This window comes from Halobaculum roseum, from assembly GCF_019880245.1.
Classification (GTDB): Archaea; Halobacteriota; Halobacteria; order Halobacteriales; family Haloferacaceae; genus Halobaculum; species Halobaculum roseum.
Genome location: NZ_CP082286.1, coordinates 2,074,690 through 2,089,699, shown reverse-complemented (window position 1 = coordinate 2,089,699; position 15,010 = coordinate 2,074,690). Strand labels below are relative to the sequence as shown.

16 protein-coding genes are annotated in these 15,010 nt (G+C 69.1%); 7 read left to right on the top strand and 9 right to left on the bottom strand.

Annotated elements, in window-relative coordinates:
- Nucleotides 1–20: 20 nt before the first annotated feature.
- The 7 genes from K6T36_RS10580 to K6T36_RS10550 form a co-directional block, all read right to left on the bottom strand.
- The gene (locus tag K6T36_RS10580) at nucleotides 21–1,538 is read right to left on the bottom strand and encodes a DUF58 domain-containing protein (protein ID WP_225935097.1); all 1,518 of its coding nucleotides are present in this window, start codon (nucleotides 1,536–1,538) and stop codon (nucleotides 21–23) included.
- Nucleotides 1,531–2,214, bottom strand: a complete 684-nt coding sequence (locus tag K6T36_RS10575; protein WP_222921253.1) for a DUF7269 family protein — start codon at nucleotides 2,212–2,214, stop codon at nucleotides 1,531–1,533. The genes K6T36_RS10580 and K6T36_RS10575 overlap by 8 nt, the downstream gene beginning before the upstream one ends.
- Nucleotides 2,211–3,056, bottom strand: a complete 846-nt coding sequence (locus K6T36_RS10570) for a DUF4129 domain-containing protein (RefSeq protein ID WP_222921252.1) — start codon at nucleotides 3,054–3,056, stop codon at nucleotides 2,211–2,213. The genes K6T36_RS10575 and K6T36_RS10570 overlap by 4 nt, the downstream gene beginning before the upstream one ends.
- Before the next feature lie 184 nt (nucleotides 3,057–3,240).
- The gene (locus tag K6T36_RS10565) at nucleotides 3,241–3,384 is read right to left on the bottom strand and encodes a hypothetical protein (protein ID WP_222921251.1); all 144 of its coding nucleotides are present in this window, start codon (nucleotides 3,382–3,384) and stop codon (nucleotides 3,241–3,243) included.
- A gap of 365 nt (nucleotides 3,385–3,749) precedes the next feature.
- The gene (locus K6T36_RS10560) at nucleotides 3,750–4,502 is read right to left on the bottom strand and encodes a VOC family protein (protein ID WP_222921250.1); all 753 of its coding nucleotides are present in this window, start codon (nucleotides 4,500–4,502) and stop codon (nucleotides 3,750–3,752) included.
- 55 nt (nucleotides 4,503–4,557) lie between these two features.
- Entirely contained in the window at nucleotides 4,558–5,940 is a 1,383-nt protein-coding gene (locus K6T36_RS10555) for an ATP-binding protein (protein ID WP_222921249.1), read from the bottom strand.
- Between the two features lie 64 nt (nucleotides 5,941–6,004).
- Entirely contained in the window at nucleotides 6,005–7,087 is a 1,083-nt protein-coding gene (locus K6T36_RS10550) for a hypothetical protein (protein WP_222921248.1), read from the bottom strand.
- Nucleotides 7,088–7,211: 124 nt separating this feature from the next.
- Here K6T36_RS10550 and K6T36_RS10545 point away from each other — a divergent pair, with 124 nt between their 5' ends.
- The 3 genes from K6T36_RS10545 to K6T36_RS10535 all read left to right on the top strand — a co-directional run bounded on the left by K6T36_RS10545 (nucleotide 7,212) and on the right by K6T36_RS10535 (nucleotide 10,096).
- The gene (locus K6T36_RS10545) at nucleotides 7,212–8,546 is read left to right on the top strand and encodes an FG-GAP repeat protein (RefSeq protein ID WP_222921247.1); all 1,335 of its coding nucleotides are present in this window, start codon (nucleotides 7,212–7,214) and stop codon (nucleotides 8,544–8,546) included.
- A gap of 65 nt (nucleotides 8,547–8,611) precedes the next feature.
- Nucleotides 8,612–9,112 carry a hypothetical protein gene (locus tag K6T36_RS10540; protein ID WP_222921246.1) on the top strand — a complete coding sequence of 167 codons (501 nt, stop codon included), beginning with the start codon at nucleotides 8,612–8,614 and terminating at the stop codon, nucleotides 9,110–9,112.
- Nucleotides 9,113–9,172: 60 nt separating this feature from the next.
- Nucleotides 9,173–10,096 carry a DUF7979 domain-containing protein gene (locus tag K6T36_RS10535; protein ID WP_222921245.1) on the top strand — a complete coding sequence of 308 codons (924 nt, stop codon included), beginning with the start codon at nucleotides 9,173–9,175 and terminating at the stop codon, nucleotides 10,094–10,096.
- Between the two features lie 29 nt (nucleotides 10,097–10,125).
- Here the strand turns inward: K6T36_RS10535 and K6T36_RS10530 are convergent, their stop codons facing one another.
- Both K6T36_RS10530 and K6T36_RS10525 read right to left on the bottom strand, forming a co-directional pair.
- Nucleotides 10,126–10,575: a TIGR04206 family protein gene (locus K6T36_RS10530; protein WP_222921244.1), complete on the bottom strand. Its 450-nt coding sequence runs from the start codon at nucleotides 10,573–10,575 to the stop codon at nucleotides 10,126–10,128.
- Nucleotide 10,576: 1 nt separating this feature from the next.
- A complete protein-coding gene (locus K6T36_RS10525) occupies nucleotides 10,577–11,686 on the bottom strand; it encodes an OBG GTPase family GTP-binding protein (protein ID WP_222921243.1) in 1,110 nt (369 codons plus the stop codon).
- Between the two features lie 229 nt (nucleotides 11,687–11,915).
- On the opposite strand from K6T36_RS10525, the gene K6T36_RS10520 reads away from it, so the two are divergent.
- The 4 genes from K6T36_RS10520 (at nucleotide 11,916) to K6T36_RS10505 (ending at nucleotide 15,005) form a co-directional block, all read left to right on the top strand.
- A complete protein-coding gene (locus K6T36_RS10520) occupies nucleotides 11,916–12,116 on the top strand; it encodes a VNG_1110C family protein (RefSeq protein ID WP_222921242.1) in 201 nt (66 codons plus the stop codon).
- 64 nt (nucleotides 12,117–12,180) lie between these two features.
- On the top strand, nucleotides 12,181–12,558 hold the full coding sequence (locus K6T36_RS10515; RefSeq protein WP_222921241.1) for a DUF7541 family protein: 378 nt from the start codon (nucleotides 12,181–12,183) through the stop codon (nucleotides 12,556–12,558).
- A gap of 166 nt (nucleotides 12,559–12,724) precedes the next feature.
- A complete protein-coding gene (locus tag K6T36_RS10510) occupies nucleotides 12,725–13,123 on the top strand; it encodes a DUF6684 family protein (protein WP_225935096.1) in 399 nt (132 codons plus the stop codon).
- Between the two features lie 133 nt (nucleotides 13,124–13,256).
- Nucleotides 13,257–15,005, top strand: coding sequence for a cbb3-type cytochrome c oxidase subunit I (locus K6T36_RS10505; protein ID WP_222923424.1), 1,749 nt, complete (start codon nucleotides 13,257–13,259; stop codon nucleotides 15,003–15,005).
- The last annotated feature ends 5 nt before the right edge of the window (nucleotides 15,006–15,010 follow it).

The following is a 15,010-nucleotide window of genomic DNA, read 5'->3' as shown; positions in this document are numbered from 1 at the left end:
CGCCGGCGACGTGGCGGCCGTCACCGGTTCCCCCGTTCGACGGTCGCCAGCGCCGCCCCCAGCGGCTCGTCGGGGTCCCAGTCGACGGCGGGGATGCCTGCGTTCCGGAGCGTCGTCAGGCGGTGATCGCGCTCCAGCCGGGCGAGCCGGCCGCCGGGGGTTCGTCCGGTCGTGACATCGGGGCTGACGACGGTCACCGCGGGGCCGTCGCTCTCGATGCGCTGGGCGATGCGATGGGCCCCGTCGTCGCACAGCGGGGTCAACAGGATCACCTGAGTGTTCGTCCCGACGTGTGCTCGAAGTTCGGAGAGCTGGCGGTCCAGGGTGTCGCCGTCGACGCGGTGTGAACCGACGGCGTCGTCGCCCGGTCGCGCTCGCCTCGGGCGGACCGACGGCGGCGGGGTCAGCGAGAACGCCGGATCTGACGCCAGGTATCGACGGAACCGGTCGGCGTGATCGACGCCGTTCCCGGGAGCGAGCAGACAACTGCTGCGTCCAAACGCCGCCAGGCCCACCCGGTGATTCGCGTCCAGGAGGACATCACCGAGGCGTCCGGCAGCGTCCACGGCGTGCGCGACCGCGTGGGGTTCGGACGGGTCGCTCGCGCGGTAGGCTTCGGGTCGTGCGTCCACGCAGATCACCACGTCCGCGAGCCGCTCGGTTCGGAACGCCACCGACGTGAGTTCGCCGGTCCGCGCGAACCGCCGCCAGTCGATGCGTCTCGCGGGGTCCCCCCGTTCGTACTCCCTGACGGAGTGGAACTCGATCCCCTCGCCCGACTCGTCGGTGACGAGCGGACCGCTCCGCGGGCGGCTCCGGGCACGCAGTGGAGCCGTAGGAACGCGAGACGAACACTCGATCACGGTCTCGGCGGTGACCGCGGTCTCGACTTCGACCGACCCGCCGGCGTCGCGACACAGCAGCGTCGTCGGCTGGAACCGGTGGCGACCCGGCCGGGCGCGCACCCGGTACTCGACGGACACCTCCTCGCCCGGTCGGAGCATCGTCGCACAGCGGGGCGATCCCCCACAGACGGAGAGCATCGCCGGCGTCCCGTCGACGACGCGGAGATCGAACAGCGTCCCGTCCCCCTCGTTTCGAACCGTCGTTCGCACGTCGACGGCGTCTCCGTCCGCCGGCGACTCGGGGTCGACGACACGGCTCACCGAGAGGTCGGGATCGGGGGCCGCCGTGACGAGCGGGTAGGCGGCGAAGGCGACGCCGACGGCCCCGACCAGCAGGAGCGAGGGTCGCTTCGCCAGGACGCCGACGGCCACCGCGAGCAGCGCGACGGCCACGATGCCACGCCACCGACCGGTCGATCGAACCGTCGGCGTCCGCTCCTCCGTTGCTCGGCCGTCCGAGATCTGCCTGCCCGCGGCTTGCCCACCCGCGGTCCGGCCGTTCGCGACCTGCCCGTTCTCGCCGGCTCCGTCCTCGGCCCCGTTCGTCCGCTCGGCGTCGATGCTCGGAGCGGAATGTGAAGAGGCGAACGGTCGGCTGAACCTCCCGAAGGGCCCGGTCACGGGGCTACTCACTCACCCCAGAATCTCGCTCGTCTTCGCGGTCTGTTCCCCTCTCGTCGGTCAACCGGACGATCGCGTCGACGGTTCGCCGGACCGACTGCGCGTCCAGGCTCCCGTTGCGTCCCCTCCATCCCCGTCCACCGCCGTCGCGAGCGTCGGACAGCGAGCGAACCGCGACGGGATCGGTCGTCCAACTCCCCTCCGCGACACGGCGCTCGGCGACGTTCCGCGAACAGCCGTCCGCACGCATCGTCGCGCGAACCGCAGCTTCGCTGAGCCGCTCGCGGCGCTCGTCGCTCGGGGGTTCCCCGGCTCGGCGGTGCCCGAACCCCCCGGTGGACCGATCCAACTGCTCACCGGGGTAGATGGCCGACTGAACCGCCTCGACCAGGGGTGGCTCAGCCTCGTCGACACCCCGAACGACGCGAGCACCGACGATGAGCACCGAGAGTCCGACTGCCAGCAGCCCGACGACCGCGACGACCACGTAGTCGCTCCCGAGCGTCGTGATCGCCGCCTCGACCGGGATCAGTCGTTCCGCCTCGGGGTCGAACACGACGGCGACGCCGACACCCAACACCGCGAGTCCCGCCACCAGGAGCACGCCACGGATCAGGCCCACCGCGAGGACCCGCCACCGACGCCCGTCGGTGGGTTCGGTCCCGTCGTCGACCCTGCGGTCGGTCATCCGTTCTCACCGTCCGCGCCGTCCGACCCGGCGAGTCGCCGGATCCCCTCCCTGGCGCGGGCTTCCTCCTCGGCGACGGAGGCGCCGCCGTAGTGGACGCGTTCGAACGCCGTCGCGATCGACTCGACGGCGCCGGTGTCCAGGTTTCGCTCGCGAGCGAGCCTCGCGCACTCGGCGGTCGTGATCGTTTCCGGCCGGTCGGGGTTTACCCGCTGCACCAACGTTACCCACGCCCGATCGACGACGTTCGAGGGGGTGACCCCGGGCCACGCCTCGGCCTCGGAAGCGGACTCGCTCGTCGACTCCGCCCCCGATCCGCCGCCGAGGAGCCCGAGAAGCGTCTCGCGGTAGCGATAGCAGATCGCTCCGACCGCGAGCAGCGCGACGAGGGGCCAGAGGAGTCGCAGTACTGTCGCGAGCAGGGCCAGCAGGCGGTCGAGGAACGTCAACTCGCCGGCCACGGGAGCCGTCGCCGAATCGAGTCCCGCGTCGCCGCCGTCGGGTTCGGCGTTCGACTGGTCGGCCGCGGCGTTCGACGACTCCGCCGGACCATCACCTGCGCTCGACTCCTCGATCGTCTCGTCTCCCGCTCCCACGTCCTCAGCCCCCTCGCCGTCGGCGTCCGCAGCTACCCGGTCGGCCTCGCGCTCCCCGTCGCCGTCGGCGATCTCCTGTTTGATGTCGGCCGCGTCGCCCTCGCCGATCGGCAAGCGGTCCCAATCCGGGTTGATCTCCTCGTCGGGATCCGTCGTCAGCGTGCTCTCCAGGGAGGTCGCCGTGACGCCCAGGGCGGCGATCGCCATCACGGCGATCACCACCGGGACGACTCGTGTCCGGGTCATACCGTCGCGAGCGCCCCTGTAGCTCTACTGAGAACGTGAAGATGCGACTCGGCGGGGGCTCGCTCCATTCCTCGGAGCGGAGAGGCGACGGGCGGATAGTTATACGGTGCTTAGTGGCACGAGAACGAACGGTAGGGAAGCCTTTCGCGACAGCGGCCGTGAACGTCCCGAGTGGATCGCGTTCTCACTGCATCGTCTCGATCGCGTAGTGTGCGATCGAGTGACCGCAGACCGGGCACGCGCTCGCCCGCTCGTCGACGTTCACTCCACAATGCCTGCACTCGTAGTGATCGATCCGGTCTCTCCCCAGGTCCGGTAGCAGTCCCATCCCGGATACCGACAGGATAGATCCACGCTTAATACCGAGCGACGGTCCCGGTCCGTTTCCGGCAGCCACGAGACATGTAACGGACTGAAACGGTGCCGGCGGCGACACGGGCGACCGTTGCGGTCAGTTTCGATCGGCGCCGCCTCCCACGAATAGCGGCGCCGGCTCGCTCACGGTCGGCGTGCGAGACCGGGATATCCGTCTCGGCGACGACGTGGAGGTCGTCCGATCGGGCGAGAATCCCGCCGAGAAGTCGAACGAGGACGGACGGGTCAACGGAGTCGAACGGGACGGACGAGTCGGCGGAACCGTAGCGGCTGAATCGTCCGCGTTCGTACTCCCGGAATCACCGATGGTCGAACTCGTTACCGCTCCAGCAGCTCGATCTCGTGGCCGTCGGGGTCCGTCGTGAACGCGTAGTTGTAGTCGCACGACTCGGGGTCGCGGTAGTCGGCCGACTCCCGCGTCATCAGGGTCTCCCAGTCGTCTTCGAGGTCGTCCGCGCGCACGCACACGTGCCCCCACGCGTCGCCCATCGTGTACTCGCGGCCGTCGTAGTTGTACGTGAGCTCCATCGCCATCGCCTCCTGGGCGGCGTCCTCGGGCTTCATGAAGTAGTTCGCGAACGTGTCGGCCTCCCAGCGGCCGGTGTGTTCGTATTCGAACGTCCTGGTCCAGTAGCCGAGCGCCTCGGTGGCGTCCTCGACGCGGATCATCGTGTGGTCGATCGACCAGCGGGCGCCGTGGTCGCGCTCGACGATCTCGATCTCGTGGCCGTCGGGGTCCTTGACGAACGCGTAGCCGGGGTTTTCCTCGGGCGGGCGGTAGTCCTCGACGCCCTCGTCCATCAGCTCGTAGTACGCCTCCTCGACGTCCTCGACGCGGACGGCGATGTGGCCCCACGCGTCGCCCAGCTCGTAGGTGTGATCGCCGTGGTTGTAGGTGAGCTCCAGGAGCGCGCCCTCGTCGTGCATGTCCTCGGGCCCGAGGTAGTAGTTCGTGAAGTCGCCGCCCTCCATCTCACCCTTGATCTCGTAGTCGAGGTGCTCGGTGTACCAGTCGAGCGACTCCTCCTCGTCCTCGATCCGCATCATCACGTGGTCGAGCGTGTACGCCATGTTCGAAACACCGGCCGCGCCGTCGAAAAGCGTACCGAACGGGGATGTCACCTGATCACACGTTCGGGTCGAACAATCCGACGACGTCGTCAACGGTGAACAACCGGAGGTCGTCGCGGTCGGCCTCCAACCGTTCCACTTCTGCCGTGAATCCAGCTTTCGAGAACAGTGCGTATGTCACGTCCCGCTGTGAACCGTGCCAGCGCACCTCCGGTTCGAGCGCCTCGAGATTGTCGAGGAGCGCCTCGTCGACCGGGCTGTTCGTCCACTTGCATTCGCCGAGGAGTAGCCTCTCGGTCTGTTCGTCGATCCCGACCACATCGATCTCGTCTTTCCCGTACCACCACCGACCGACACGAGAACAGGAAACGGGGAACGACGGTCTCGAGGCCGATTGCCTGCACACGTCCTCGAACGTCCAACTGACGTGTGTGGGAAACGTCTCGGCGATCGACGCTCGCACGGATTCAGTGTGTCCCTGTTCGAGCGTACTACGATTCGGCGCGACGTACCGAAACCAGAATCGCAAGAATTGATCGGAGAGTCGATACATTCCTCTTCCGTCGGGGTCAGTGACTGGGGTCTCGCGTTCGACGAGGGCGAGTTCTGAGAGGTTCTGTAGGTAGCGGGACAACGAACTCGCGTCTCGTCCGATCTCGTTGGCGATCTCCGAAACACGGGTCGCACCTGCCGCGATCGCTTCCAGTACCGCCATGTACGTCGTCGGTTCGCGAAGCTCCTGTCTGAGGAGGAACTCGGGTTCCTCGTAGAGGAACGATCCCTTCCTGAGGACGTTTCGTTCGACGTTCTCGAGCAGAGACTGTTCGAGGTCGAACTGTTCGAGATACGCGGGGATTCCGCCGACGACGCTGTATGTGCTGACGAGTGCTGTCGGATCGTAGTCCGGAAAGAACCCCCGAACCCCGTCGATCGCGAGGGGTTCGAGTCGCCACTGTCCGGTTCGACGCCCGTACAGTGGACTCTCGTAGCTCAACACTCCCTCTTCCATCATCGAGATAGACGACCCGAGTAACACGAGCGAGATCTCGGTCCCGTCGAGCGTTTCATCGACGATCGTCTGGAAGACGGACGGGACCGTTTCGTCCTCCTCGACGAGATACGAGAACTCGTCAAGCGCAACGACGAACGGGCCGTCCGCACGGCGGGCGAGGTATCGAAACGCGTCGACGAAGTCGTCGACCGCGGGAGTCACATCGTCGAACACGTCCGCACACCGTTCGGCGAACACGCGAGCGTTGTGCGTCGGCCCGCGCTGATCGCAGAGATGATACACCGACGGGGTCGCGAGTCCGTCGAGCACCTCCGTCACGAGCGTCGTCTTCCCGACGCGTCTGCGCCCGTAGACGACGAGGAGCTGTCGCGACCCCTCGGTGAGCTGTGAACGCAGCCACGAGCGCTCCGATTCGCGGTCGATCATTATGCACGCGATAATATGATCGCATGCATAATATAGGTTCGCCCGACCGGAATCGACGAGGCGATCAGAACCGCTTCTTCCGTTTCTCCGGGACGTAGCTCGGGTCGACCCGGCCCATGACCTCGGCGGCCGAGTCGTGGGTGAACGACGGCTCCTCGTTCAACGAGAAGGTGTCCGCGCGCGTGCCCGTCTCCCAGCGGAGCGCGGCGCCCGCGACGCCGCCGGAGAACGGCGTCAGCGACGCCCCGTACTCCGCACACAGCGCCTCGAGGAACTCCCCGCGGGTCGCCGCCCGCTCGTCGGCGTACGTCGGCTCGGTCTTGTTTCGCGCGACCGACGCGAACCGTTGGTCCGTCTCGCCGTGGCGCACGTGCCAGAGGTGGCTCGCGTACCGCCACCGCAGTCGCGCCGTCTCGCGCAACGCGAGCGTGAGCGCCTCGTCCAGCGACCGGTCCTCGTCCTCGTCGGGCGCGTAGTCGAGAAACAGCAGATCTCGGTCGATGCGCTTCAGCGCGCCGGTGTCGAGCAGGTCGAGGCACAACACCCCGTCGCCGTCGCGGACGCGCATCGTCGGGCGGTCGCCATCCATCTCCACGACGCCGGTTCGCGGACCGACCGCCAGCCGGTAGGCGGCCCGCAGCGCGAACAGGTGGAACCACTCGATCCGGCCGCCCGATGCCGCCTCCCCCGACAGCGGCGGGTCGAACGCGTCGGCGTCGACGACGCGCGTCGGCGTCGCGTCCGGCCCCGGAGCCAGCGTCGGATCCGAACCGTCGGTGTCGCAATCGGCCGCGTCGTACTCGCGGGTACGGATCCCCTCCGCGAGCACCGGCACGATCTCGATCGCCATCGGCACGGCCAGCAGCGGGCGGACCCCCCTGTGCGTGACGACGAACACGTCGGTCGTCGAGAACGGAACGAGCTTCTCTCCCAGCTCCGCGAGCCGGCACTTCATCGTGGGACCGTCGGCGGTGTCGAACCAGTGGGGCGCCGTGACCGGGCCGTCGAAGTGCGTCCGACGGACGTACTCCCCCATGCGGTCGGCGAAGCCGTCGTGGGAGTCGACGCCGACGCGGTACACCTTGTACCACCGCTCGCCGGTGCCGCGGCGAGTCTGTTGGAAACACACGAGCGCGTCGGAGTCCATCGATCTGTGGGAGCCGGACGGGCGGACATAACGCTTCGGCGCTGAATATCGGGATCGATTCTCGGATGTGTGGCGATCGTCCGCCCCCAAAGGTCATAGTTGTGGACGGACAGCCGCGAACGAGATGGTCCCCAGACGAGTCCTCCTCCGAGCCGTCGCCGCGTCGGCCGTCGGCGCACTCGCCGGGTGCGCCGGGTTGACCGACGACGGTGATCCCGCGGAACCGACGGACGGACGGTCGGCGGAGCCAACGGCTACCGACGCGACGCCGACCGCGACGGCGGAACCGACCACGACGCTGACCGCGACGCGGACCCCCGAACCGCGGACCGCGACGGCGACGCCGAACACGCCAGCGACGCCGACCACGGGCGTGGCCTCCGAGCGCGAGCTCGGGGCGGGCGTCGACGGGTTCGGCCGCGCGGTCGCGCTCTCGGAGGCAGCGGCGATCGTCGTCGCCGAGGGGCACGGCGCCTACGCGTTCGACGCGGCCGGCGGGTGGGAGGGACCGACGCTGCTGTCGCCGGAGGCGACGGACGACGAGGGGTTCGGCGGGCACGGCGTCTCCGCCGCGATGGTCGACACGAGGGCGGTGATCGGCGGGCCGTCCGCGGGGCCGGACCCGAACGGCGGGGCGATGTACCTCTTCGAGCGCAACGACGGCGAGTGGGTTCAGCAGCGACGGTTCGGATCCGCCGGCGACGACGACACCGACGAGTTCGGTCGGTCGGTCGCGTTCGACGGCTCGCGGATCGTCGTCGGCGACGTGCACAGGCCCTACACGATGGTGCCGTGGACCGGCGGCGTCGAGGTGTTCGCGATCGCCGACGGGGAGTGGCGTCGCGAGGCGTCGCTCGGGACCGACGCGTCCGACCTGTTCGGGACCGCCGTCGCCGTCGACGGCGACGTCCTCCTCGTCGGCGCCCCGTACGCGGACCCCGACGACGACGACCGGACGACCGGGGCGGTCTACGCGTACGAGTTCACGGACGGCGAGTGGGAACGGCGTGCGACGCTGTCGCCCGCGGAGTTCGACGGGGGAGAACACGTCGGTCAGTCGGTCGCCCTCGACGGGGATCGGGCCGTCGTCGGCGCCCCCGGCGACGGCGACGGGAGCGCGGTCGTCTACGAGCGGGAGGGACGCGAGTGGACGCTACAGACCGTGCTCCCCGCGCCGGGCGGCGACGCCGAGGGCGGGTTCGGCGACGTGGTCGCGACGGCGGACGGAACCGCCGTCGTGGCCGCGCCCGACGCCGTCGAGGGCGGTCGGGCGTACGCCGTCCCTGGCGACGACTGGTCCGACCCCGTCCGCCTCGCCGCCGACGTCGACCCGGACGCCGAGTTCGGGGCCGACGTGGCCCTCGCCGGCGACGCCGCGCTCGTCGGCGCGCCCGTGTCCGACGACGCGAGCGACGCCTACCTGTACGACCTGTCCTCCCTCCCGAACGGCGAGACGTAGCCGACCCCGGATACCCGGACCGGCGGAACCCGGTTGTTTTGTGGTCCAGACGCGTCCCGGCGGTCGTGTACTCCCGACACCACGCGGCGATCTCCGCGGTCGTCGCGGCCGGGTTGGTCCTCTGGCTGCCGCTGGGCGCGACACCTGCGGCCGCGGCCGGCGCGTGGGCGCTGCTCACCGCCGCGGGCGTCGCGATCGACCTCGACCACTTCCTGATGGCGCGGCTCGTCCGCGGCGACTGGGCGAACACGCGCCGAGCCATCGCGGATCCCCGCGCCGCCCTTCTCGACCAGTCGGAGCTGTTCGACCCGGGCGACCTGTGGCCGTTGCACCGGCTCCTCAGTCACGCGGTGCTCGCCCCAGTCGCGGTGGCCGCGGCGTGGGCTGTGGGGGACGCGCTCGCGGCCGCTGGCTTCGACGTGGCGGCGACCGCGGCCGCGCTCGCCACGGCGGTCGTCCTGTACGTCCACGTCCTCACCGACCTGATCTGGGACGTGTGGCGCCAGGACCGGTACCACGAGAACGTTCGGCGCGTCGCGGGCAACGACGACCCGACGGGGCCGTGAGCCGGTCGCCGCCCGGAGTACCCACAAAGCACATTCGGCCGGATCCGAGAAACCCGTGATATGGTCTCCACGCGACGCAGATCCCTCCTCGCGACCCTCGGTGCGGCCGCCGCCGCGGGCTGTCTCGGGGACGCTCCGACCGACCCGCCGGACGGTTCGGCGACCGACGCGGCCGACGCGACGGAATCGGACCCGAACGCCGGCCCGGAGGGCGGCGCCCCCGACGGTGACACCCTCCGCCTCGCCAACGCCGACGGGCTTCCGACCGACAGCCCCGTCAGCGTTCACCCGCGTCCGCTCGCGGAGCTCCTCGAACGCGGCGCCGCGACCGACGGGCCGGTTCGAGCGACGGGCGCGACCGTTTTGACCGGAAAGCCGCCGTTCTTGCCGGGCGAGCGGACGGTTCGACTCGTCGGCGACGAGGTCGACGACGGCGCGTACGCGCTCGACATCGACGGCGGGCTCCTGTACGAATGGCTCCTCGGCGCGACGGCGGTGGAGGACCCGCCGGCGGACGCCGACATCGTCGCGGTCGAGGGTCTCTCGGACGAGCGCCGGTCGCTGGCGGTCGAGGCCATCGAGGGCGGCCGGGCGACCGTCGAGCCGCACACGCCGCTGGGGACGTGGGCGCGCACAGAGTTCGTCGGCGGCTACGTCCGCTACGACGGAACGGTGTACCGCGGTCGCGAGCGCCAACAGACCGACGCCGCGTTCTTCTCGACGACGGTGTGGTACGTCGGGACGGTGACGCCGACCGAGGAGGCGGCGGGCGACGGATCCGCGACCGACGCGCCGACCCTGCACCTCGACCCGCTCCCCTCGGCGGCCGCTCGCGTCGTCGACGACCTGCTCGGGGACTGGGCGTCGAATCTCGACCCCGTCGAGGCGGACATCTCCGACCTCGACGATCCGGCGCGGCGGGCACTCGCCGAGACGGACTTCCTGCTCACGCACGTCACACCGTTCGAAGTGAGCATCTCGTGAGCCGCGGCGAGAGCTGAGCAGAGGGCACGTTACTGCCGCGTCCACGCGCGGTAGCGCCACGCCGCGACCGCCCACAGCGCGAGCGTCCCGACGGGGTAGCCGGTCCGCGACGGCTGTATCCCGAACCGAAGGGCGACGGAGGCGTTCACCGCGCCCGCGAGTACGAGCAGTCCGGCGGTGACCCGCGGGTCCTCGCGGTCGACGAGCGCCAGCGACGCGGAGGCGACCGCGAGGAGCCAACACGCGGCGGCGACGACCCACGGGACCAGCAGCGGCGACCCCGACAGCGCGAGGTACTCGGGGAGCGTTCGCGCCTCGATCACGGGCGTGAACGAGAGCCCGCCCCAGGCGAACCGGAGGAACGGGACGCTACTCGCGGAGAACAGCTGCACCGACCACGGAACGAGCCCGCACAGCAGCACGACGACCAGCACGCGTCGGGGAGTCGCCCGCGGGAGGCGCGCCCACACGCCGACCACGCTACTTCCTGGCGACGATCCGGAGCACGTCCTCGTCGGCGAGTTCGTGTCCCTGGCCGACCTGCTGTTCGTCGTGTTTGGCGGAGGGGCCCGAGACGCGCGCGAACTTGAAGCGCTCGTCGAAGCTCCCGCCGAGCTTCGCGCAGGCGTCGCCGACGGTGTCGCCCTCGCGGAGCACGAGCGGCTCGTCGTAGTCGACGCCGCGGCCCGGCTTGTCCATGTAGATCCGGATGAGCCCGAGCGCGTCGAAGATGCGCTCCTTCAGGACGTCGAGCCCCTTCTCCTCCACGGCGGAGATGAAGATCGCGTCGTCGGGGTCGATGCCGTGCTCGCGGAGGTTCTCGTTGACCGTGGGGAGGTAGTCCTCGTCGATGAGGTCCGCCTTGTTCACCGCGACGATGGAGGGGAGGTACTCACGGTTGTCCATTACGCCGTCGATGAGCTCGTCGATCGTGAGGTCGTGGGGGATGGTCACGTCGGCGTTGACGAAGCCGTGCGCGCGGAGGACGTCCTTCACCGTCTCCTCGTCGAGCGACACGTCGTCGCGCATCGTCACCTGGATGCCGTCCTTGTGCGTCTTCCGGACGGAGATGTTCGGCGGCTCGGTGTCGAGGCGGACCTTGTTCTCGTACAGCTCGTGACGGAGGCGCTCGTACTGGTCGATCTCGAAGACGGAGAGCATGAACACCACGAGGTCGGCGGTGCGCACGACCGACAGCACCTCCTTGCCGCCGCCGCGGCCGCCGGCGGCGCCCTCGATCAGCCCCGGCACGTCGAGGATCTGGATGTTCGCGCCGCGGTATTTCAGCATCCCCGGGTTGACGTTCAGCGTGGTGAACTCGTACTCGCCGGTCTCGCTGTCGGCGTTCGTGATGGCGTTGATCAGCGTGGACTTGCCGACCGAGGGGAACCCGACGAGCGCGACCGTCGCGTCGCCGGTCTTCTCGACGGCGTACCCCTGGCCGCCGCCGGAGGAGGACTGGTTCTCCAGCTTCTCCTTCTTCTGGGCGAGCTTCGACTTCAGCCGGCCGATGTGGGCCTCCGTGGACTTGTTGTACGGGGTTTCGGCGATCTCCTCGCGGAGTTCCTCGATCTCGTCCTCGAGTCCCATCACTAGCCGGTGGGCCGTCCGCGCGCCTAAACGCTTCCCTTCGACGGGGCGGGCCACACACCGTGGACGTTCCGGCGGAGTCACGGCATCGCGGGGTCCGCGTGGCCGTCGAGCAGCGGTATCCCAGTGCCCCGGTCGACTGTAGCCGTCCGTGCGTGCCTGTCACTCCCGTGCTTCGGACTTCGATACCACTATACCTCGGCGTGGCTCATGCGGTTTCAAGGACGGCATGCCGGATCCCTCCCGCCTCCGAGACAGCACGCAGATCGTTCTCCCGAAGCGGGAGCTGGACGGGATCCGGTCGACGCTCGAGTCGGAGTTCACCGTCTCGGTGTTCACGACGGGCGACCAGTGCCGGATCATCGGCAGCCCCGTCGAGATCAAGGCGGTGTCGGACTTCCTCGCCCGCCACGGCGTCACGATCCCCTGAGCGGGGCGGCGTCGCCTCCGGCCGGACCGACAGGCTTTGGACGAGCAGGCCCCTCGATGGGGACATGGACGAGAATCCGGGGGTGAGCGAGGAGTACCGGATGGTCAGCCCGTGGCCGCTGTTCGTCGCGCTCGGGCTCCCGATCGCCGAGATCGGGATCCTGTTCGGGCTGGTCCCGCTGGCCGTGGGTGGGCTGTTCCTGTTTTGCGGGTCGATCGCCGGGATCCTCCGCGAGAACGAGTACGTGTCCTCGACGTGGCGGGGACTCGCCGTGCTGTCGGTGCCCGTCGTCGCCGGAGGGCTGGCGCTGTGGTACGCCGACGGGGCGACCGCCTCTGACCTGCTGATCCGCGCGTACTCGATGATCGGCACGGGCGTGTTGATGCTCGTCGCCGGGCTCGGCGGCGACCTGTTCGCGCGCGACGCCGAGATCGGTATCTGAACGCGCAACTCTGAACGCGCCCGGGCTCGTGGGCGAACAGGTTCGGGCCACGATGCCGTTCGCGCGTCGTAATGGCGTCTAGTGAACGCTCGGGCGACGACGACCGGCGACCCCCCGACCGCCGAAATGGGCAAGGTATTAGGTCGCGACGGTGTACGTTCCGGGCATGGCAGAGATCTTCGACAGGGACACCCTGCTGGATCTGACGGTCAACGTCATCCCGCTGGGCATCATCCTGTTTTTCGTCGCGGCGTTCGTCCTCATCGACCCGTTCGGCGGACTGGATTTCTACGGGCGCGTGCTCCAGATGGGGCTGCTGGTGTTCCCGTTCGTCGCGCTCGCCATCCTGACGTACATCTCGGGGAAGGCGATCGCGGGCGACGAGAAGCGCTCGGAGGTGTTCTTCCAGGGACAGGCGACGATGGAGGACGCCAAGACCAAACACGAGGTCGAGGCCGAGATCGAGGCCGAGGCGAACGGCGAGGCCGAGCCGGACGCTCCGGGCGACGGGGTCGACGGCGACGCTGACGGCGACGGCGCCGGTGCCGCGGACGACGACGAGTAGGATCGACGGTTCCGACCTCCGAACGACCCCAGAACCGACGGCCCGCGGCCGGGCGCGACCCGAATCTTTCTTGTGTATTCGCCGCTGAGGCGTGCCCATGGAGACTACCGGCCAACTACTGCTGACGGTGCTCATGGGGGCGTTCCTCCTGGGCGTGGCGGCCTTCCTCGCGCGGGTCGAGGACTGGCGGTCGTACTCGCCCCTGGGCGCCGGCGGCGGCGCTGTCGGTGAGACCGGACACGGGCACGCCGAGAAGCCCGCCGGACTCATCCGCTGGTTCACGACGGTCGATCACAAGGACATCGGGCTACTGTACGGCGCGTACGCGACGGTCGCGTTCGTCGTCGGCGGGCTGATGGTGGTGCTGATGCGCGCGGAGCTCACCACCCCGGACACGGCGGTGCTCGGCTCGGCGACGTTCTACAACTCCCTGCTCACCAGCCACGGGATCACGATGCTGTTCCTGTTCGGGACGCCGATCATCGCGGCGTTCGCGAACTACCTCATCCCGCTGATCATCGGCGCCGACGACATGGCGTTCCCGCGCATCAACGCCATCGCGTTCTGGCTGCTGCCGCCGGGCGCGCTGCTCATCTGGGCGGGCTTCTTCCCCATCCCGGACGTCATCCCCGCCCAGACCGCCTGGACGATGTACACGCCGCTGTCGGCGGGCGTCGGCAACGGCAACCAGATGAACGTCGGGGTCGACCTGATGCTGCTCGGCCTGCACCTCACCGGCGTCTCGGCGACGATGGGGGCGATCAACTTCATCGCGACCATCTTCACCGAGCGCGCCGAGGAGGTCACCTGGGCCAACCTCGACATCTTCTCGTGGACCATCCTCACCCAGTCGGGGCTCATCCTGTTCGCGTTCCCGCTGCTGGGCTCGGCGCTGGTGATGCTGCTGCTCGACCGCAACTTCGCGACGACGTTCTTCGCCGTCGACGGCGGCGGTCCGATCCTCTGGCAACACCTGTTCTGGTTCTTCGGTCACCCCGAAGTCTACATCCTCGTGCTCCCGCCGATGGGGATCGTGAGCTACGTGCTCCCGCGGTTCTCCGGCCGGAAGCTGTTCGGGTTCAAGTTCGTCGTCTACTCCACGCTCGCGATCGGCGTGCTCTCCTTCGGCGTGTGGGCCCACCACATGTTCGCGACGGGCATCGACCCGCGCCTGCGCGCCTCGTTCATGGCGGTCTCGTTGGCCATCGCGATACCGTCCGCGGTGAAGACGTTCAACTGGATCACGACGATGTGGAACGGGAAGCTCCGGCTCACGACGCCGATGCTGTTCTGTATCGGCTTCGTGAGCAACTTCATCATCGGCGGCGTGACGGGCGTGTTCCTCGCGTCCATCCCCGTCGACCTCGTGCTCCACGACACCTACTACGTCGTCGGGCACTTCCACTACATCGTGATGGGTGCCATCACCTTCGCCGGGATGGCGGGCATCTACTACTGGTTCCCGCTCGTCACCGGCCGGTGGTACCAGCGCCGCCTCGCGAAGGCGCACTTCTGGCTGTGGATGATCGGCACCAACATCACGTTCTTCGCGATGGTGCTGCTCGGCTACGGCGGCATGCCGCGCCGGTACGCGACGTACCTCCCGCAGTTCGCGACGCTGCACCAGATCGCCTCGCTCGGGGCGTTCCTGCTGCTCGTCGGCGGGGTCATCTGGGTGTACAACGTCTTCGTCTCGTGGATGGAGGGGCCGCACGTCCAGTCGGGCGACCCGTGGCGCCTCGACGAGACGAACCTGAACACCGCCGAGTGGGACTGGTTCGAGGCCAAGCGCGAGACCTCGCTGGCGGCCACTGACGGTGGCGAGGAAGTCGAGACCGACGGCGGCCGGGAGATAGACGGCGACGACGACACGGCCGAGTAACGGGG